Source organism: Microtetraspora malaysiensis (genome assembly GCF_050947145.1).
Classification (GTDB): Bacteria; Actinomycetota; Actinomycetes; order Streptosporangiales; family Streptosporangiaceae; genus Microtetraspora_A; species Microtetraspora_A malaysiensis.
Window position 1 is genome coordinate 3,917,203 of record NZ_CP191998.1, and the last position, 18,671, is coordinate 3,935,873.

Annotated in this window: 15 protein-coding genes and 1 pseudogene; 3 read left to right on the forward strand and 13 right to left on the reverse strand. The window is 70.9% G+C overall.

Annotated features, from left to right (window positions below):
• The 7 genes from ACQP1V_RS18435 to ACQP1V_RS18465 form a co-directional block, all read right to left on the reverse strand.
• Complete coding sequence (locus tag ACQP1V_RS18435; protein WP_433424621.1) at positions 1–1,122, reverse strand: alcohol dehydrogenase catalytic domain-containing protein; 1,122 nt, start codon at positions 1,120–1,122, stop codon at positions 1–3.
• A gap of 83 nt (positions 1,123–1,205) precedes the next feature.
• Positions 1,206–2,195: a DMT family transporter gene (locus tag ACQP1V_RS18440; protein WP_433424624.1), complete on the reverse strand. Its 990-nt coding sequence runs from the start codon at positions 2,193–2,195 to the stop codon at positions 1,206–1,208.
• Between the two features lie 169 nt (positions 2,196–2,364).
• Positions 2,365–2,976, reverse strand: coding sequence for a glycerol-3-phosphate responsive antiterminator (locus tag ACQP1V_RS18445; RefSeq protein WP_433424627.1), 612 nt, complete (start codon positions 2,974–2,976; stop codon positions 2,365–2,367).
• Between the two features lie 16 nt (positions 2,977–2,992).
• The gene (locus ACQP1V_RS18450) at positions 2,993–4,555 is read right to left on the reverse strand and encodes an FAD-binding oxidoreductase (RefSeq protein ID WP_433424629.1); all 1,563 of its coding nucleotides are present in this window, start codon (positions 4,553–4,555) and stop codon (positions 2,993–2,995) included.
• Positions 4,552–6,234, reverse strand: coding sequence for a glycerol-3-phosphate dehydrogenase/oxidase (locus tag ACQP1V_RS18455; RefSeq protein ID WP_433424631.1), 1,683 nt, complete (start codon positions 6,232–6,234; stop codon positions 4,552–4,554). The genes ACQP1V_RS18450 and ACQP1V_RS18455 overlap by 4 nt, the downstream gene beginning before the upstream one ends.
• Positions 6,231–7,811 carry an FGGY family carbohydrate kinase gene (locus tag ACQP1V_RS18460; RefSeq protein ID WP_433424634.1) on the reverse strand — a complete coding sequence of 527 codons (1,581 nt, stop codon included), beginning with the start codon at positions 7,809–7,811 and terminating at the stop codon, positions 6,231–6,233. Before ACQP1V_RS18460 ends, ACQP1V_RS18455 begins: the two co-directional genes overlap by 4 nt.
• Positions 7,812–7,850: 39 nt before the next feature.
• Positions 7,851–9,287, reverse strand: a complete 1,437-nt coding sequence (locus ACQP1V_RS18465; protein ID WP_433424637.1) for an MFS transporter — start codon at positions 9,285–9,287, stop codon at positions 7,851–7,853.
• A 194-nt stretch (positions 9,288–9,481) separates the two neighbouring features.
• On the opposite strand from ACQP1V_RS18465, the gene ACQP1V_RS18470 reads away from it, so the two are divergent.
• Positions 9,482–9,775, forward strand: coding sequence for a putative quinol monooxygenase (locus ACQP1V_RS18470; RefSeq protein ID WP_067135154.1), 294 nt, complete (start codon positions 9,482–9,484; stop codon positions 9,773–9,775).
• Positions 9,776–9,832: 57 nt separating this feature from the next.
• Here the strand turns inward: ACQP1V_RS18470 and ACQP1V_RS18475 are convergent, their stop codons facing one another.
• Positions 9,833–10,687 (reverse strand): alpha/beta fold hydrolase, encoded by an 855-nt coding sequence (locus ACQP1V_RS18475; protein ID WP_433424641.1) that lies wholly within the window; start codon positions 10,685–10,687, stop codon positions 9,833–9,835.
• 95 nt (positions 10,688–10,782) lie between these two features.
• Here ACQP1V_RS18475 and ACQP1V_RS18480 point away from each other — a divergent pair, with 95 nt between their 5' ends.
• Positions 10,783–11,361, forward strand: a complete 579-nt coding sequence (locus ACQP1V_RS18480; protein ID WP_433424643.1) for a TetR/AcrR family transcriptional regulator — start codon at positions 10,783–10,785, stop codon at positions 11,359–11,361.
• A gap of 135 nt (positions 11,362–11,496) precedes the next feature.
• Here the strand turns inward: ACQP1V_RS18480 and ACQP1V_RS18485 are convergent.
• The 3 genes and pseudogenes from ACQP1V_RS18485 to ACQP1V_RS18495 form a co-directional block, all read right to left on the reverse strand.
• Positions 11,497–12,500, reverse strand: a pseudogene (locus ACQP1V_RS18485) (IS5 family transposase).
• An 84-nt stretch (positions 12,501–12,584) separates the two neighbouring features.
• Positions 12,585–13,682: an IS630 family transposase gene (locus tag ACQP1V_RS18490; protein WP_433415704.1), complete on the reverse strand. Its 1,098-nt coding sequence runs from the start codon at positions 13,680–13,682 to the stop codon at positions 12,585–12,587.
• A gap of 41 nt (positions 13,683–13,723) precedes the next feature.
• On the reverse strand, positions 13,724–14,392 hold the full coding sequence (locus ACQP1V_RS18495) for a TetR/AcrR family transcriptional regulator (RefSeq protein WP_433424645.1): 669 nt from the start codon (positions 14,390–14,392) through the stop codon (positions 13,724–13,726).
• A gap of 102 nt (positions 14,393–14,494) precedes the next feature.
• Between ACQP1V_RS18495 and ACQP1V_RS18500 the strand changes: the two genes are divergently transcribed.
• A complete protein-coding gene (locus ACQP1V_RS18500) occupies positions 14,495–15,454 on the forward strand; it encodes an oxidoreductase (protein WP_433424648.1) in 960 nt (319 codons plus the stop codon).
• A gap of 105 nt (positions 15,455–15,559) precedes the next feature.
• Here the strand turns inward: ACQP1V_RS18500 and ACQP1V_RS18505 are convergent, their stop codons facing one another.
• Complete coding sequence (locus ACQP1V_RS18505) at positions 15,560–16,066, reverse strand: hypothetical protein (RefSeq protein ID WP_433424650.1); 507 nt, start codon at positions 16,064–16,066, stop codon at positions 15,560–15,562.
• Between the two features lie 344 nt (positions 16,067–16,410).
• Positions 16,411–18,642 carry a catalase/peroxidase HPI gene (gene katG, locus ACQP1V_RS18510; RefSeq protein WP_433424653.1) on the reverse strand — a complete coding sequence of 744 codons (2,232 nt, stop codon included), beginning with the start codon at positions 18,640–18,642 and terminating at the stop codon, positions 16,411–16,413.
• Positions 18,643–18,671 lie beyond the last annotated feature (29 nt).

Genomic DNA, 18,671 nt, shown 5'->3' on the forward strand with positions numbered 1-18,671 from the left:
TCACTCATCGGGCGCGTCGTCGAACACGATGACCTGCCGGATGGCGGTCCCGTCGGCGAGCTGGTCCATCGCCTCGTTCACATCGGAGAGCCGGATCCGCGTCGACACCAGCGCCTCGACCGGGAGCCTGCCCTCGCGCCACATCCGGACGAAGACCGGGATGTCGCGGGCGGGAACCGCCGAGCCGAGGTAGCTTCCGACGATGGTCCGGCCCTCCGCCACCAGCCCGAGCGGCGAGATCGACGACCGCGCGTCGGGCGCCGGGAGCCCGACGGTGACGGTGCGGCCGCCGGGGGCGGTCGCGGCGACGGCGGCCTCGAAGGCCCGCACGTTCCCGGCCGCTTCGATCACGATCGGCGCCCTGATCCCGGACGCGACCAGCTCGGCCGGGCGGTACGTCGCGTGCGCGCCCAGCCTCCGCGCGGTGGCGAGCTTGTCCGGGTTGCCGTCGACTCCGATGACCGTGACGCCGTCCACGGCGAGGGCGGTGATCAGCGCGGCCATGCCGACCCCGCCGAGCCCGACGACCGTCACCGTCTGGCCCGGGGCGGGCCGGCCGGCGTTGACGACCGCGCCGCCGCCGGTCAGGACGGCGCAGCCGAGGACCGCGGCGACCTCGGGAGGGACGTCGTCGTCCACCGGGACGACCGAGTGCCGGTCGACGACGGCGTGGGTGGCGAAGCCGGAGACCCCGAGGTGGTGCAGGACCGGCGCGCCGTCACGGCGCAGGCGGACGCCGCGCGACAGCAGCGTCCCCGCGTTGTTCGCCGCGCTGCCGCGGACGCACGGTGTCACCCCGTCGGTGGCGCAGCCCTCGCAGGCGCCGCAGCGCGGCAGGAAGGTCATGATGACCCGCTGTCCGGCCTCGATGTCGTCGACGCCGGGGCCGGCCCGTTCCACCCGACCGGCCGCCTCGTGGCCCAGGAGCATGGGGACGGGCCGCACCCGGGTTCCGTCGACGACGGACAGGTCCGAGTGACAGACGCCCGCGGCCTCGATCCGGACCAGGACCTCGCCGGGGCCGGGCGGGGCCAGTTCCAGCTCGCAGATGGACAGCGGCCGGGAGGCGGCATAGGGGCGGGCCCGGCCGACCTCCTCCAGAACGGCTCCGCGGATCCTCATAATCTCATCTCTCCAGGGGGGTTTTCGGGGGATTGTCTTCGGCGGCGCCTCGCCGGGACGCCGGGGAAACATGGGCCGGCCGGCTACGTCGCGGAGGCTCGATGGTTGGCGAGCAGGACGCCGGCGGCGCCGAGGGCCAGCCCGGCGATGGCGAGCGGGTGCAGCGTCTGGCCGACGATCAGCCAGGCCAGCACCGCCGTCACCGAGGGGGTCAGGAAGAACAGGGTGCTCACGCGGCCGGCGGACCAGCGGAGCAGCATCGTGTTGAGCAGGATGAACGCCGCGATGGAGTTCACCACGACCATCCAGGCGACCGATCCGCCGAAGGCCGCCCAGTCCGACACCCGCGGGGTTTCCAGCGCGACGCACGCCAACCCGACCGCCGGGGCGCTGGCCAGCAGTTGCACGGCGGTCCCGGTGCGGACGTCCATGACCGGGACGAAGCGCTTCTGGTAGAGGGTGCCGGCGCTCAGCCCGGACAGCCCGACCAGGCACAGCGCCACGCCCCAGGCGGAGAGACTCACCCGGTCGGCGACCGCGAGGACCACACCCGCCGCGCCGAGGACGAAGCCGAGAGCCTGCCGCCGGGAGACCGTCTCGCCGAGGAACCGGGAGGCCAGCACGACGACGACCGGGTTGAGCCCCTGCACGAGTGAGATGACGGCGGCGGGGAAGCCCATGCCGAGCGCGGTGTAGAAGGCGCCGAACTGCACGGCCTGGATCAGCAGGCCCGAGACGGCGATGTGCGCCAGGGCCCGGCCGCGCGGCCACGGCGCCCGGGTGATCAGCGCGTACGCGGTGAGCAGCGTTCCGGCCAGGGCGAAGCGTGCGAACATCAGGAGCAGCGGCGGAGCGGCCGTGACCCCCGGGATGCCGGCGATGAACGCGCTGCTCCACAGCACGACGAACACGGGTGGCGCGACCGCCATCAGCCGCGTGCCGCCGCCCGCCCGCGCCGCCGCGCCGGACGCCGTCTCGCCCGGCCCGCCTGCCGGTACGGGCGGCTCGCCGGGAACCGGCGACGACGGCGTCCCCGGTCGCGGACCGGACAGGTCCGGTGTCACCGGTGTCATCGAATCTCCTTGAGCCTGAGGACCCCGCCTTTGGGCGTGGGGAGGCGACGCGGCACCGTGCCGCACGGCGGACACGAACGAGTGACCGCCCCCGCACCCGCCCCCGTCGCGGACGCACGACGCGGGCGGGTGCGGTACGTGACACCCGCCGGGGCGGGCGGGGAGTGGTTCAGGAGGCGCGCAGGGCCGACCGGCGCAGCTCCCACAGGTTCTCGTCCGACGTGCAGACCCCGGCGGCGCCGTGGCCGAGCGCCGCGACCACGTCCGCCGGGCTCTGGACGAACCCGGCGGCCAGGTAGGGCACCCCCAGCTCCTTGGCCTGCCGTTCCACGTAGGGCAGCACGACCGCGGGCATGAGCTGGACCAGGTCCGGATGGGACCGGGCGATGGACTGGAGGCTGCGGTGCAGGTTGGAGCGGTCGGTCACGAACACCTTCTGCATGGACAGCAGGCCCAGGCCGGTCGCCCGCTCGATGATCGCCGCTCGGGTGGAGCAGATCCCGACCGCCCCGATGCCCTTGAGGTAGGTCAGGGCGCCGGGGTCGTGGCCCAGGCCGGGCGTCGAGTCCATGTTGACGAACACGATCTTGCCGGCCGCGGCCGTCCGCCGGACCGTCGCCTCCAGGTCGCCGAGCGGGACCGAGGCGAGGATGCCGAGCGGGGTCGAGGTCGTGGTGAACCGGTCCGCCATCTCGACACCGACCAGCGACGCCATAACCGGATGCTCCGCAAGCGCGGCCAGCAGCCGCCGATCAATGGGACGTTTCGGACGAAGGGTCACCGATCCACCTTATTCGTTAGCGCTGCTCGTACGGTCCGGACCCGAAACGGCTGGGCAGCCCCAGCTTCCCGGGGTTCATGATCCCGGCCGGGTCGAGTGCCTGCTTCACCGCCACCAGGGTGGCGAAGCCGCCGCCCAGCGCACGCTCCATGTACGGCGAGCGCAGCAGGCCGACGCCGTGGTGGTGGCTGATCGCCGCGCCGTGCCGGATGAGCACCTCGTTCGCGGCGTCCCACGCGGCCCGGTACCACTCGCGTCGGCGGGTCCGCTCCACGTCGCCCCGCAGCGAGAAGTAAATGCAGGCGCCGTCGGTGTACGCGTGCGACTGGTGGGCGGAGGCGCGCAGCGTCCCCGGCACCGCCTCGACGGCCGCGACCACCTCGTCGTAGATCGCCGAAAGGGACGACCAGGGGGCGGCGATCTCGCAGGTGTCCGCGACGAAGCCGGGGCCCTTGGTGAAACCGTCGCCGGACTTGCCGACGAGCATCCGCTCGTCCAGCCAGCGGGCGAGCACCGCCTGGCCGTCGAGCGTCACCGGCGCCCGCTCCGCGCAGACCTCCTCGACCACGGCCATGGCGGCGTCCACCAGCGCCGGGTCCCCCTCGTCGGCGATGAGCAGCAGGTTGGTGCCCGGCTCGCCGAAGTGGGTGCCGCTCTCGTGCGCGTCGTACAGGCGGAGCACCGCCGGGGTGGCGCCGCGCTGCAGGATCTCCCGGCAGGCGTCCAGCCCCGCGGCGAAGGTGTCGAACCCGTACGCGAGCCCCACGGCGTACGAGGGGAGCCGGTGGGTCCGCAGCCGCAGCCGGGTGATCACGCCCAGCGTGCCCTCGGAGCCGATGAAGAGCTGGCGGAGATCCGGCCCGACCGCCGCCCGCGGGTAGGTGCCATAGCTGGCCGTGCTCCCGTCCGGGAGGACGACGTCGAGCCCGACGACCATGTCCTCGATCTTTCCGTACCGGGTGGAGAGCTGGCCGGCACCGCGGCAGGCCGCCCAGCCGCCGACCGTCGAGATCGCGAACGCGGACGGCCAGTGGCCGGTGGTGGCGCCGTGGACCTCCTGCAGCTCCTCCTCGAAGAGGTCGCCGAACATGCCCGCCTGCACTTCGACGATCATCGACTCGGCGTCGAACGAGATGATCCGGTTGAGCCGACAGACGTCGAGGACGACCCCGCCGAACACCGGCAGGGCCGCGCCGAGCACGTTGCTGCGCCCGGCCGAGACGGTCAGCGGGATGCCGTGGGCGTGGCAGACGCGGACCACCGCCGCCACCTGCTCCTCGTCGGCCGCCTCGACGATCACGGCGTCCGGCGTGGCCGGGTCACCGTCCGTCTCCCCGATGGAGGTGCCCGCCCACCAGTCGCGGGTGCGCCGGATCACCTCGTCGCGGTCCGTGTGCACGGCGGCGGCGACGGCGCGCAGCTCGGCGACGACCGCGTCGGGAACCTCGACCACCGCGCCCTGCAGGCTGGCCTTCCCCCGGCCCGGCGGGCAGGCGGCGGCCCACCGCGGCGGGGTCGGCGCGCCGACGACGTAGTCGCCGCGATTGAACGGATGGGTGACGGTCTGCCTGCTGATCATGAAACTTCCTCCATCAGTACGGTCTTCTCACGCTCGATGCCGGAGACGTAGCCGTCGACCTGCCGGGCCACCTCGTCGTCGGACAGCCCGAGCTCCCGCTGCAGCAGCCGGCCGACCTCCGGGGCCGCGCGCACCGACAGGTCGCGGGCGAACACCCGCATCCGGGTGCGCCGGGACAGCACGTCGTCGACGCTGCGCGCCAGCTCGCACCGGGCCGCGTAGACCACCTCGGCCCGCAGGTGTGCGGTGCCCGGGACGATCGGCTCCATGAGGGAGCGGTCCTCCGCGAAGAGATCGGCGACGAAGCGGGCCTCGGTGCCGTACCGCTGCCCCAGATGGGCGCCGAGCCCCCCGGTGGCGGAGGTGGCCTCCGCGTCGTAGCCGGCCCCGCCCAACAGGGGGAGGTGCACCGTACGGCAGCGAGCCCGGCGGCCGAGCACCTTCAGCGCCTCGTCGACCACGAGCTCGCCCATGTGCCGGCTGGTGGTGAGCTTGCCGCCGGTGACGGTGACGAGTCCGTACGCGTCGGTGGAGACACGGTGGTCGCGGCTCATGTCGAGGGTGGCGCCCTCCTTGCCGTCCTTGCCGCTGACCAGGGGGCGGAGCCCGGCGAGCGAGCCGACCACGTCGTCCGGGGTGAGGCCGGCGTCGAAGGCGGTGTTGGCCCCGTCGAGGAGGTAGCGCATCTCCGACGCGGTGCACAGCACCTCGTCCAGGGAGCCGTCGTAGTCCGTGTCGGTCGTCCCGACCACGACCACGTCGCCCCAGCGGGTGCAGGTCGCGCGACGGGCCCGGCCGGGGACGGGCACGGTGACGGTGCCGTCAACGGGCAGCCGGGTCCAGGGCACCACGATGTGCACGCCCTTCGCGGGGCGGACCCGGGGCCGGTGGCCGGGGTCGGACATGGCGTCGAGCGCGTCGGACCAGACGCCGGTGGCGTTGACGACGACCCCCGCCCGCACCTCGATCTCGCGGCCGTCCACCTCGACGGTGGCGCCGCGCACCCTGCCGCCCTCGCGGAGGAGGCCGCGGCAGGCGGCGCCGTTGAGCACGGTCGCCCCGAAGTGGGCGGCGGTCCGCGCGATGGTCAGGGTCAGGCGCGCGTCGTCGGTGCGGCTGTCGTAGTAGAGCAGCCCGCCCTTGAGCTGGTCGGCGCGCAGCCGGGGCGCGCGGGCGAGGACCTCGGGCACGCTGAGCCGCTGGTGGAGCTTGCCGATGCGCCACCCCCCGGCGAGGTCGTAGGTCCACAGCAGGCCCTCGAAGGCCGTGGCGATGCGCGCGTCGAAGACGCCGTCCTGTGCGAGCACGGGGAAGACGAACGGCAGCCGCTGCACGAGGTGCGGCGCGTTGCGGCGGAACCGCTGCCGCTCCAGCAGTGACCGCCGGACCAGCGGCAGGTTGCCCTGCTCGATGTAGCGCAGGCCGCCGTGCACCATCTTGGACGACTTCGAGGACGTGCCCGACGCGAAGTCGTCCCGCTCCACGAGCGCCACGGTCAGACCGCGGGTGACGGCGTCCAGCGCCGCGTAACAGCCGGTCACGCCGCCGCCGACGACGAGCACGTCCACGGGCCGGGAGGCGAGCCGTTCGATCTGCCCCTGGCGGTCGAGCATCAGCGCGGTGCGCCGGATGGCGCTCTTCGTCTCTGACCTCGCCTTGCGTTCGGGAAGCCGGATCACGACGGTGATTCCTCCTGTGGATCGGGTTCTGGGCCGCGGGGCCCCGGCGCGGACGGCCGGGCGCCGGGGGCGGCGACGGTGACGTGGCGGGCCAGCAGGTCGCGCCACTCGGCGCGGGCCTCCTGGCGCTCGGCGTCGGGAAGGGTCGGTTCGAACGCGGGGGCCGCGGCGAGCCCGGCGACGGCCGCGGAGACGCTCGGCCACAGCCCGGCCCGTACGCCGCCGAGGTAGGCGGCGCCGCGAAGGCTGGCGCTCTCGTTGTCGCGCGCCCGCCGTACGGGCCGGCCGAGCAGGTCCGCCTGGCTGGACATCAGCACGTCGCTGGTGGCGAGCCCGCCGCCGCAGAACAGCTCGGTGACCGGCCGGCCCATGGCCTCCTCCACGCCTTCGAGCAGGTCGCACACCGAATGCGCGAAGCCGTTGAGGATGCCGCGCGCCAGCTCCGCCCGGGTCGTCGACAGGCTGAGCCCGGTGAGGAGGCCGGTGGCCTCCGGCGACCAGACGGGGGTCCGCAGCCCGGCGAGCGCGGGCAGGAACATCACCCGGGTCGGGCCGGTGTGCTCGCGGGCGAGCTGGGCGAGCTGCGCGGGCGACTCGAACAGCCCGATCTCCTCGCACAGCCAGCGCATCGCGGAGCCGGTCGTCGAGGCGTACCCCTCCAGGCTGAAGACGGGAACGCCCCGGGAGCGCCAGCCGACCAGCGTGAGTACGCCGGGCACCCGGCTGCGGTGGGCGGGCGGCCGGTCGCCCGCGACGGCGTCCACGAACGTCCCGGTCCCGTGGACGCAGGTCGCCTGGCCGGGCCGGTGCGCGCCGAGCGCGATCATCGCCGCGTGCTGGTCGCCCATGACGGACAGGACGGGCAGCCGTACGCCGAGGACCGCCGGGTCGGTGAACCCGAAGTCGTCGTCCTCGTCCACGATCCGGGGCAGCACGTCCCGCGGGCAGCCGAGGAACTCGACCCACGGCCCGTGCCAGTCCCCGGTCCGCAGGTCGTACGCGCCGAGCGCGACCGCGTTGGTGGCGGACATGACATGGCGGGCTCCGCCGGTGAGCTTCCAGACCAGCCAGGTGTCGATCGAGCCGAAGGCCAGCCGCCCCTGGTCGTGGGCGCGGCGGGCGGCCTCGTTCCCGGCGATCTCCTCCGCCGCCCACAGCAGCGGCGCCCGGGAGCCGACCGGGCGGCCGGTGTGCTCGATGAGGTGGGCGTCCCATTCCGGCTCCCACTCCCGCATCCGGGCGGCGTACCGGCGGTCCTGCCACACGACGGCCTGGCTCAGCGGCGTCCCCGTCACCGTGTCCCACAACAGGACCGTGGCCCGCTGGGTCGAGATCGACACCCCGGTGATCTCCACACCGTCGGCCGCCGCCCGGTCCAGCGCCGTACGGCAGACCTGGACGGTGTTCACCCAGATCTCCGTGGCGTCCTGCTCCACGAGCAGGTGGTCGCGCGAGCGGACCGAGATCGGCAGGTACGCGGCGGGAGCCGCGCCGCCGTCGTCGAGGACGACGGCGGCACGGGTTCCCGTGGTGCCCTCATCGATGCTGAGTACGCCGCGGCGGCGTTCCCTTGTCATCCGCGAAGGTCCTTTCGTCGTGTCCGAGCCGGACACCGTTCAGGCCGACACCGGCGTACGCCCCGGGAGGCTGATCGCCTCCTCCTCGAGGTTCACCGTCACGCGGGTCGGGTCCCACTTGACGGCGAGGCAGGTCAGCAGGCCGATCAGCGGCACCACCGACAGCAGCATCAGGCTGTTGCCCACCCCGATGCCCGCCTGGAGCTGCGGAAACAGGTACAGGCCCGCGACCGATCCGAGGCTGCCGAGCATGCCGGTCACGCCGGTGCCGAGAGTGCGGATGTCGCTGCGGTACGACAGCGCCGCGATCGACTTGCCGTTGGGGCCGGGGCCGGCGGAGTGGGAGAAGATGAACACCACGGGCAGCAGCGCGGCCAGAGCGACGGGCAGTTGCTTGAACGTCGCCCCCATCACCAGCAGGGCGACGAACACCAGGACATACCCGGCCATCGACCCGACCCGCAGGCCGATCCTGCGGCCGACATACGCCGACAGGCAGCCGCCGACGATGCCGATGGCGTTGAACGCCATGGAGCCCAGCGTGGCCTTCTCGAACTCGGCGCCGAACAGTTCGAGGCTGATCACCGGCAGGTACCAGCCCACCGCGAAGTACTGCATGGCCTGGGTGAGGGAGATGACGGTCGACAGCACGGTCCTGGGCAGGTACGGCCCGCGGAAGAGCACGCCCGCGTCCCGGAACCCGACCTGGCGCGCGGGCTTGTCCGCCTGCCCGGCCTCCGGGGCGCCCTCCTGCACGGCGAAGCCGTACATCCGGCGCAGGTTCGCCGCCGCCTCCGGCAGCCTGCCCTTGGAGGCCAGCCAGGTGGGGCTCTCCACCAGGAACGTCAGCTGCAGCCCGAGCAGGACGAGCGCGAACGCGGCCGACGAGCCGACGGACCAGCGCCAGATGTCGGCGCCGACGTCGAACTTGTAGAACAGCAGCGTGAGCAGGAGGTTGGTGGTCGTCGCGGTGTACCAGACGCCCTGCCAGAAGTTGAGCCGGCCCTTGAGCGACGCGGGCGTGTACTCGGCGAGCAGCGCCATCGCCACGGCGAAGTCGATGCCGTACGCGATGCCGACCAGGCCCCGCCCGGCGAAGACCGTCTGGAAGTCGGAACCGGCCGCGGTCAGCAGCGCGCCGACGGCGAAGACGACCTTCGTCATCAGCAGCGGCCGGACCCGGCCGATGCGCGCGGCGAGCCAGCCGCCGAAGGGGTTGGAGATGATCGCGATCGCCGGGGCCATCGCGGTGAGCACGCCGACCTCGGTGGGGGAGAGGCCGAGCTGCTTGACCATGGGGGACAGGCCGGCGCCCAGTGCCGCGTTGGAGTAGGCGTCCAGGAACAGGCCCGCCAGGGCGAGGAACCAGATCCAGTTCGCCCGGGGGCTCAGGCGTTTGAGGGTGTCGATGAGGGCGGCGGCGTCTCCCGCGTCGCGGATGACCGTCGCTCTCGTGTTCGCAGGGCTGTCGTGCATGCCCAGCCGCCTTTCGGGGGGTGAGTCCCTTGCCAGCGGTCCAGGAACGACAAAAAGCACAGACGAAGACCACTGACAGGGATGTCTTCGTCTGTGCCTGTCGGTTGACGGGACGTTATTCCCAGCCCGTTCGATATGTCAAGCACCAGGGGTTGGCGTGACATTTGGGGACATTCACCCTAAAGTCCCCCGTCATGGCTTACGTCGTGCTCGCTATCTGGACCGCGCGTGACGGCGAGGAGAACGCCGTCGCCGACATCATCCGGACCATCACCCCGCTGTCCCGCGCGGAGCCGGGCAACCTCGGCTACGAGGCCCACGTCTGCGCCGACGACCCCCGGCGGTTCATGATCTACGAGCGGTACGTCGACGCCGCCGCCTTCGAGGCGCACCGGGCCTCCGAGCACTTCCAGAAGTACGTCGTCGGCGACTGCCTCGCCCGCCTCGCCTCCCGGGAGGTCACCGCGTACGAACCGCTCGCCCCCTGAGCGCGCCGCGGGCACGGCGGACGACTGTGCGCGCCGGCGCTCAGTACGCCGCGAAGATCATGGGCGGCCGTCGGGCCGTGCCTGGATGAAGGTCCGGATCTGCTCGGCGACCACGTCCGGGGCGTTGAGGTCGGGCGCGTTGTGGTCCAGCCCGGGCAGGATCACATGCCGGGCGTCGGGCATCGTGCGGGCAAGGTGCGGCAGCACGCCGGTCAGGTAGGTGGGCGACTTCTGGCCGCCGATCAGTAGCGTCGGGGAGGCGACGGCCGCGTACCGGCCGCCGTCCGAGTCCAGGCGGACGATCTCACCGATCTCTGCCGGTGTCGTCGGCATCATCGCCCGCATGTCGCGGCCGTCAGCCCCACGGAGCATGAGGAACGCCAGCGCGCGGAACACGGCTGTCGGGGCGTCACCTATGGGCGCCAGGCGGGTGCCTTTGAGGAAGATGGCCATGGCGGCGGCGTGCTCGCCCTCCTCCAGCAGGCGGGTGAAGGACGGCAGCCAGCGCGCGTCGAACGATCCTTCGATGCTCACACCCGGCTCGTACACCATCAGGGCGGTCACCTGCCTGCGCAGCCCGAGGTGCAGGGCGACCAGACCGCCGTAGCTGTGCCCGAAGACCAGGTGCGAGCCGGTGTGCCGCATGACGGCGAGGGCGTCGTCGACCTCGGTCTCCATGCTGTAGGCCGACCCCTGAGGTCCGCTGTCGCCGCGCCCCCGGCGCTCGATCACGTGCACCGCGTATGTGCCGGACAGTCGCCGGGCCAGGGGTGCGTAGTGGTGGGCGCGCCGATTGTTGCCCGGGATCACCACCAGCCCGGGCCCGCGGCCGGCGCTGAGAAAGGCGATGGCCGTCCCGTCCCGGGAAGTGACCATGCCGTTCTGCCACTCGATCGTCGTCGCGCCGCCCATGTGCCCCGTGCCTTCCGTTGCGTGGTTGCTGACCGTGACCGGGTGCGGATATCCTGTGATCGATACGATACGGTATCGTTCAGTTAGGAGTCAATGTGGCCAGAGGTCCCGTGCGAGAGCAGGCCATCCTGAACGCGACGATCGAGTTGCTCGGGGAGGTCGGCTACGCCGCGCTGACCATGGATGCCGTCGCGCACCGGGCCCGCGCCAGCAAGATGACCATCTACCGCCGCTGGCAGGGTAAACCCGAACTGGTCAAGGCCGCGCTGGACGCACGCGACGCCGCCTCCGTCGCCGCGGTCCCGGACACCGGAACCCTGCGCGACGACCTGCTGGCCGCGTTGAGCATGCTGTGCGCGCAGGTCGACGAAGGCTACGTCACCATGATGACCGGGCTCGTCCACGCCATGCTGGTGGACGCCGGCTTGGCCGCCGCGCTGCGGTCACATGTGGCGGACGAGGACCTCGGACCGTTCCGGACGATCGTGGAGCGGGCCGCGGCCCGGGGGGAGGTGCCCATGGACGCCTCGGCCGAGCGAGCGCACCAGGTGGCCGAGGGGCAGATCGTGCGCCGGGTGATCCTCGGCCGGCCACTCGACCAGGACTTCCTCACCGACATGGTGGACAACCTGCTCATGCCCCTGCTGACCCGAACCTTCCCCGGAGGTTCATGATCTACGAGCGGTACGGCCGTGGCGGCGCCAGTGCAGACCTGGAGGAGTCCGATCTCGATGGCCGGCATGCGCGAGCGACGTCACCCAGGTCGGCGATCGGCATCCTCACCCATTAGGGCGCGTATTCAGTTGTGATCAAGGGATGGTCCTGGTGAGGTCTCTGATCCAGATCATCGCGGCGCGAAGGTGGAGGCCGGCGAGGTAGCTCTCAGGGGTCTTGTCATAGCGGGTGGCGATACCTCGCCAGGCCTTCAGCTTGTTGATCAGGCGCTCGACGGTGTTCCGCTCCTTGTAGAGGTCGGCGTCGTGGCTGACGGGCCGACCGCCCTTGCTGCCCTTCTTCTTCCGGTTGGCGGCCTGGTCCTTCTTTTCTGGGATGACAGCCTGAATGCGGCGTTTCCGCAGGTAGGCGCGGCTGCCGCGGGAAGAGTAGGCCTTGTCCCCGGCAACCGCGTCGGGCCGGGTGCGAGGACGGCCGACGGGCCCCCGGACTCGTATCTTCTCCAGCACGGGGATGAACTGGGGACTGTCCGCGGCCTGCCCCGCGGTCAGGACGAACGCCAGCGGGCGGCACTTGCGGTCGGCGGCGAGGTGGATCTTGCTGGTCTGACCGCCCCTCGATCGTCCGAGCAGGGCAGCTTTCAGTCGGAGTTTGTGCCGGCGCCGGATGCGTCGCCGTTCTTCCCGCTTTGGGTCGTTTTCGGCGTTCTGCTCTTCTTGTCCTTCCGGGCCGCCCCTTTTTGCCGGGCCTTCTCCTCCTGTTCGGCGGCCTTCTCCAGGGCGGTGACGACGTCCTGGCCGAGATACATCCCGGCAGCGTCGTGGTGGGCCCGGGCGGTGGTGGAGTCCACGCTGACGAGGGACAAGTCCACCTTGCCGCGTTTCGCGGCTTCCGCGATCAGGCCCTCCAGCAGGGCTTCGAAGACGCCGGCGTCCCGCCACTGGCGGAAGCGGTTGTGGACGGTCGGCCAGGCGCCGAACTCCTTCGGCATCTCCCGCCACTGCGCGCCCGTCTTGAACCGCCAGATCACGCCCTCGAACTGCTGTCGCAGCCGCTCGGGGTACGGGCCGAACCCGCCGATTGGCAGGTAAGGCTCGATGAACTCCCACTCTTCGTCTGTTAGTTGGACTCGCGTCACACAAGACGGCCTATCGGATCAGGCCTCGCTATCCGGGCGAATCACGCAGATTGATCACAATCCGATACGCGCCCTAGTGGCCCGTCACGCAACCTTGGCCGGGTAACTCGTCCAGCTTCTGATCGGTGAGCTGGCAGCGAAGTTGGTCTTGGGCTCGGCTCGGGCGTTGCGCCAGCGCACGTAAGCGCCGATCGCCGCGTTCTGCTCGTCATGGGTGCGGTGGTCGGTGCCGTTCAGCGCGTAGTAGCGCAGCGCGGCGAACTCTGATTCGATCCAGTTCAACCAGGAGCCGTAGGTCGGCAGGAACACCAGCTCAACATCGTTGTCAGCAGCCCAGGTGCGGACCTGGGGATGCTTGTGCGGCGAGTAGTTGTCGGCGATCACATACAGCTTCTCGCCAGGCCAGCGGGCCCGCAACGTCTTGAGGAACGACAGGTATTCGCGCCAGCGCTTGCGCTTGCGGATCCGGTAGTACAGCTTGCCGGTGGCCAGGTCGAGCGCGGCGATCATGTGCATGACGCCGTTGTAGCGGTTGTAGGTGGCACGCAGCCGGGCCGGTGAACCCGCCGGCCGCCACCGCTTGCCCTTTCGAGGCATCAGGTTCAACGGCCCGAACTCATCGACGCAGATCACCCGCCCATCGGCGGGCGGGTGATCGTAGAGGTCCAGGACGCGCTGCATCTTGGCGATGAAGTGCGGGTCGGTGGAGGACTTCCACGTCGTGGTGGTCTGCCAGCTCACCCCGCCTTTACGGAGGATTCGCCGCAGGTGCTCGCGGCTGATCGCCGCCACCACCCCGCGAGTGATGAGGTGCTCGGCCAGGGTGCGCAGGCTCCAGGTGGAGTGTCCGGTGATGCCCCATTCGGCGGGGACCGTCTTGGCGATCAGGCAGATGTGTTCACGCACCTGGCTACTGATCGCTCGCGGACGGCCCCCGCTCCATTTTGGGTCCAGTGCGTCGAACCCCTTCTCGTTGAAGGCGTGGATGACATCCCGCACGTAGTCGTCGCTGACCTGCATCAACGAGGTGATGTCCGGGACGCTTTGGCCTTGGCCGGACATCATCACCACGATCGCCCGCCGCAGCTTGACCGGATCCTTCGCGCTCCGCGTGATCCGCTGCAGCTTGCGGCCTTCCTCCATGGTTAACGGCCGGACGAACACTTCCGGTCGGCGAGCCACGACCACCTCCCAACGTTGAAGAGGTAGCCAGCCTGACGGGTTCACCACCGGAGATCAATTACCCGTCCAAGATTCGGTGACGGGCCACTAGCCGGCTCATCGCCGTGCGCCGTCTGCAGGGCACCGGCGCGTGCGGCGGCCAGCGTGACGCGCACCGCCTGGTCGGCGGTCGTCTCGTCGACCAGGTCAGCGGTGATGAGCAGGCGCAGGTAGATCGGCGCGGCCAGGGTTTTCAGCAGCTCGGCGGGATCGGTATCTCCGGGAAGTTCGCCGCGCTCGATGGCGCGCATCACCACCGGTTCGGCTCTGGCGAGTCGGTCGTCGAACACGTGCCGCCGGGCCGCGGCGATCTCTGGAATATGGGCTGCCCCGGTGAGCATGGCGGCGAGGATGGCCTGCCCGGTGGGGCTGGTGAACGCCTGGACGAGTGAGCGCGCCAATGCCCGCAGGTCGGTCTCGATCGCTCCAGTGTCGGGAACGGGGATGTCCATCGCCATGTGCTCGGCCAGGGCGTCAGTGAGCAGGATCTCCCGATCCTTCCACCGCCGGTACACCGTCGTCTTGTGGACCCCGGCGCGTTGAGCGACGTTCTCGACGCTCAACGCGGCGTAACCCTTGTCCACGAGCTCGGCGAGCGTGGCGGCATGGACGGCGGCACGCACCTTGGCGCCGCGGCCGACCGGCCGGGCAGAGAGTTGATCAGACTGCATTGCAACTCCAAGTTGCGATATTCGCGAGGCGGGTGACAGGATGAATATATCGCAACTCTGAGTTGCGATATATTCATCCTGTCACCGTTGAGGCGGTACATCATGCGCAACTCTCTCCCCTGGACCCTGCACGCCGTCCCCGACCAGACCGGACGAGTCGCGGTGGTCACCGGAGCCAACAGCGGCATCGGCTACGTCACCGCCCGCGAGCTGGCCCGCCGTGGCGCACACGTCATGCTGGCGTGCCGTGACCCCGAACGCGGTCAGGCCGCCCTCGCCCGCATGCAGGGTGAGGTGCCCGGCGCTCACCTCGAACTGCGACGGGTGGACCTGGGCAGCCTGGCCTCCATCCAGGAATTCGCCGCCGGGTGGGACCGCGACCGGCTCGACCTGCTGGTCAACAACGCGGGGGTGGCGATGGTGCCCTACGCGCTGACGGCCGACGGGTTCGAGTCGCAGTTCGGCATCAATCATCTGGGTACCTTTACCCTCACCGGCCTGCTGCTGCCGCATCTGCTCGCTGCGCCCGATCCGCGGGTGGTCACCGTCAGCAGCGAGGGGCAGCGGTTCGCCGGCTTCGACCTGGAAAACCTCAACGCCGAGCGTGGGTACCGCACGGCGTTTGCGTACGTGCAGTCCAAGCGGGCCAACCTCTACTTCGCCGTCGAACTGCAGCGCCGGGCCGACGCCGCCGGGCTGAAGCTGCGCAGCATGGCCGTCGCCCCTGGACTCACCCGCACCAACGTGCTCACCGGCGGCGCCAACAGCGGCAGGGGGCGGCTGTATGCGACCCTCACGCGCCTGCTGGTGCGCGTGGCCTTCCGGCCTACCCCGGAAGGGGCGAAGACCTCCCTATGCGCGGCGACCATGCCGGACCTGCCCGGCGGCAGCTACATCGTTCCCGACGGCCTGCTGCAACTGCGTGGCGAGCCGACTCGTCGTACTCGTGAGCGCGCCATCCGTGACACCGCCACAGCCACTCACCTGTGGCACTTGTCCGAACGCCTTACCGGCGTCACCTACGCCCTATCTGCCGCCACAACGACGACACGCCTGCCATAGCCGCTCCACCTCGGACCTCGGCTCGATCGTCACCGAGAGCGCCCTGACCGCGGAGGAGCTCACCCAGCCAGGACGCTTGCGGGCGCGGACGACGGTTCACCGGGCTCAGGGGCGCCAGTCGTCCTGGTAATCGGCATGCCAGTCGTACGCGGACGCCTCCAGCTTCAGCAGGTGCTCTGCCTGGGCGTGCTCTTCGACCGACAGGTAGAGCTCGTCGACGAGCACGGACTCCAGGAAATTCACGCGATTCCGCTTCGCGGCCAGTTCCCGCTCCGCCTTGCGCCAGCCGGGGTCCTTCGCCTCGGCTGACCTGTGGGCCTGGTCCAGGTCCTCGGCCAGTCGGGCATGCAGGAACGCGATCAACCCCTCGTGCAGGACACCGCCCGACTGTGCGCGGGACCGGCGTGCCTCGGACATGATCTCGCGGTATCGGGCGGCGAGAGCGGGCTCGTCGGTGCTCGTGAGTCCCGTCCACGGAGGTCGGCGCCGGAGCGCGTGCGCGTCGATCGGCTCCTCGTCGCTCATGGATACGGCGGTCCAGAGGAGTTCGGCCGCGAGCAGGGGGCGGTTGCGGACGAGCTCCAGGAGAGTTTCGCGATCCATCGTTGTCATGGACCAGGAGGTTACTTTGGGTGATCGCGTGGACGCTGAGGGTGCCGATGTGGCTGAGGTGGGTTCCTTCCCCCCGGTGGAAGCTCTCTACAACCGAGTGGTTCCAAACGACGCGATCACGGCCCCGCTTCGCCGGCGGCGTCGTGAGTGAACGGCGCCCGGGACGAGAACGGCCTGCGCCGTCGGAAGGCCTGGGACAGACGGTCGGCGTGGGGGAGGGCGACGCCGATCCGGGGAGATGGCGAAAAGCCCCGCGTGGTCGCCGGGTCCGGCGGCCACGCGGGGCTTGATCATGCGAACCGAGGACGTCCAGGCCGGCGCGGTGGCCGGCCTGGACGCTGTGATCAGACGAGGTCGAACCGGTCGAGGTTCATGACCTTGTTCCACGCCGCGACGAAGTCGTGCACGAACTTCTCCTTCGCGTCGTCGCTCGCGTAAACCTCCGCGACCGCGCGCAGCTCGGAGTTCGCCCCGAAGACGAGGTCGGCCCGGCTGCCGGTCCACTTGACCTCGCCCGTGGCGGCGTCGCGACCCTCGAACGTGTTCGCGTCCTCGGACGTCGCCTTCCACGTCGTGCCCAGGTCGAGCAGGTTGACGAAGAAGTCGTTGCTCAGCGAGCCGGGAGTCGTGGTGAAGACGCCGAGCGGCGACTGCTGGTGGTTCGCGCCCAGGACGCGAAGACCGCCCACGAGCACCGTCATCTCCGGCGCGCTCAGGGTCAGCAGGTTCGCCCGGTCGATCAGCAGGTACTCGGCCGGCAGCCGGCTGTCCTTCCCGAGGTAGTTGCGGAACCCGTCGGCGGACGGCTCGAGTACGGCGGCCGACTCCACGTCGGTCTGCTCCTGCGAGGCGTCCACCCGGCCGGGCGTGAACGGGACCTCGACGTCGAAGCCGGCGTCCTTGGCGGCCTTCTCCACGGCGGCACATCCCGCGAGCACGATCAGATCGGCGAGCGAGACCTGCTTGCCACCGGTCTGGGCGGAGTTGAACGCCTCCTGGATCCCTTCCAGCGTGCGCAGCGCCGTCGCCAGCCGGTCGGGGTCGTTGACCTCCCACCCGCTCTGCGGCTCGAGGCGGATGCGCGCGCCGTTGGCGCCGCCGCGCTTGTCGCTGCCGCGGAAGGACGCGGCCGACGCCCACGCGGTGGACACCAGCTGGGACACCGACAGGTCCGAATCGAGGATCCGGCCCTTGAGCGCGGCGATGTCCGCGGCGTCGACGAGCTCGTACGTCCGCGCCGGCAGCGGGTCCTGCCACATCAGCGGCTCGGCCGGGACCTCCGGGCCGAGGTAGCGCGCGACCGGGCCCATGTCGCGGTGGGTCAGCTTGAACCACGCGCGGGCGAAGGCGTCCGCGAACTCGGCGGGGTTCTCCAGGAAGCGCCGCGAGATCGGCTCGTAGATCGGGTCGACCCGGAGCGAGAGGTCGGTCGTCAGCATCATCGGAGCGTGGCTCTTCGACGGGTCGTGGGCGTCGGGTACGGTGCCGGCTCCGGCGCCGTCCTTCGGCTTCCACTGGTTCGCGCCGGCGGGGCTCTTGGTCAGCTCCCACTCGTAGCCGAACAGGATCTCGAAGAAGCTGTTGTCCCACGTGGTCGGGGTGTTGGTCCAGGTGACCTCGAGGCCGCTGGTGATCGTGTCGCCGCCCTTGCCGGTGCCGTACGCGCTCTTCCAGCCGAGGCCCTGCTGCTCGATCGGGGAGGCCTCGGGGTCGGGGCCGACGTTGTCCGCCGGGCCGGCGCCGTGGGTCTTCCCGAAGGTGTGCCCACCCGCGATCAGGGCGACCGTCTCCTCGTCGTTCATCGCCATCCGGCGGAACGTCTCCCGGATGTCGCGCGCCGCGGCGAGCGGGTCCGGGTTGCCGTTCGGGCCTTCCGGGTTCACGTAGATGAGGCCCATCTGGACCGCGGCGAGGGGGTTCTCGAGGTCCCGGTCGCCGGTGTAGCGCTCGTCGGCGAGCCAGGTGGTCTCGGGGCCCCAGTAGACGTCCTCGTCGGGCTCCCAGGCGTCCACGCGACCGCCGGCGTAGCCGAAGGTCGTGAAGCCCATCGACTCCAGCGCGACGTTGCCGGCGAGGATCAGGAGGTCGGCCCACGAGATCTTCCGGCCGTACTTCTTCTTGACCGGCCAGAGCAGGCGGCGGGCCTTGTCGAGGTTCGCGTTGTCCGGCCAGCTGTTCACGGGGGCGAAGCGCTGCTGGCCGGAGCCGGCGCCGCCGCGCCCGTCGCTGACCCGGTAGGTGCCCGCGCTGTGCCAGGCCATCCGGATGATGAGCGGGCCGTAGTGACCGTGGTCGGCCGGCCACCAGTCCTGCGAGGTCGTCAGCACCTCTTCGATGTCCCGCTTCACGGCCGCGAGATCGAGGGTCTTGAACGCCTCCGCATAGTTGAACTCTCCACCGAGCGGGTTGGCCACGGCGGGGTTCTTGGCGAGGATCTTCAGGTTGAGCTGCTCCGGCCACCACTGGCGGTTTCCGCCACCCTGAGTCGGGTGCGGGGCGCGCCCGTGCACGACCGGGCAGCCACCTTCGGTCTCCGTATTCGTGTCTACGACGATCGCGTCGTGGTTCTCAGACATGGAATCCCTCCGGATTTGGGCGGATCACG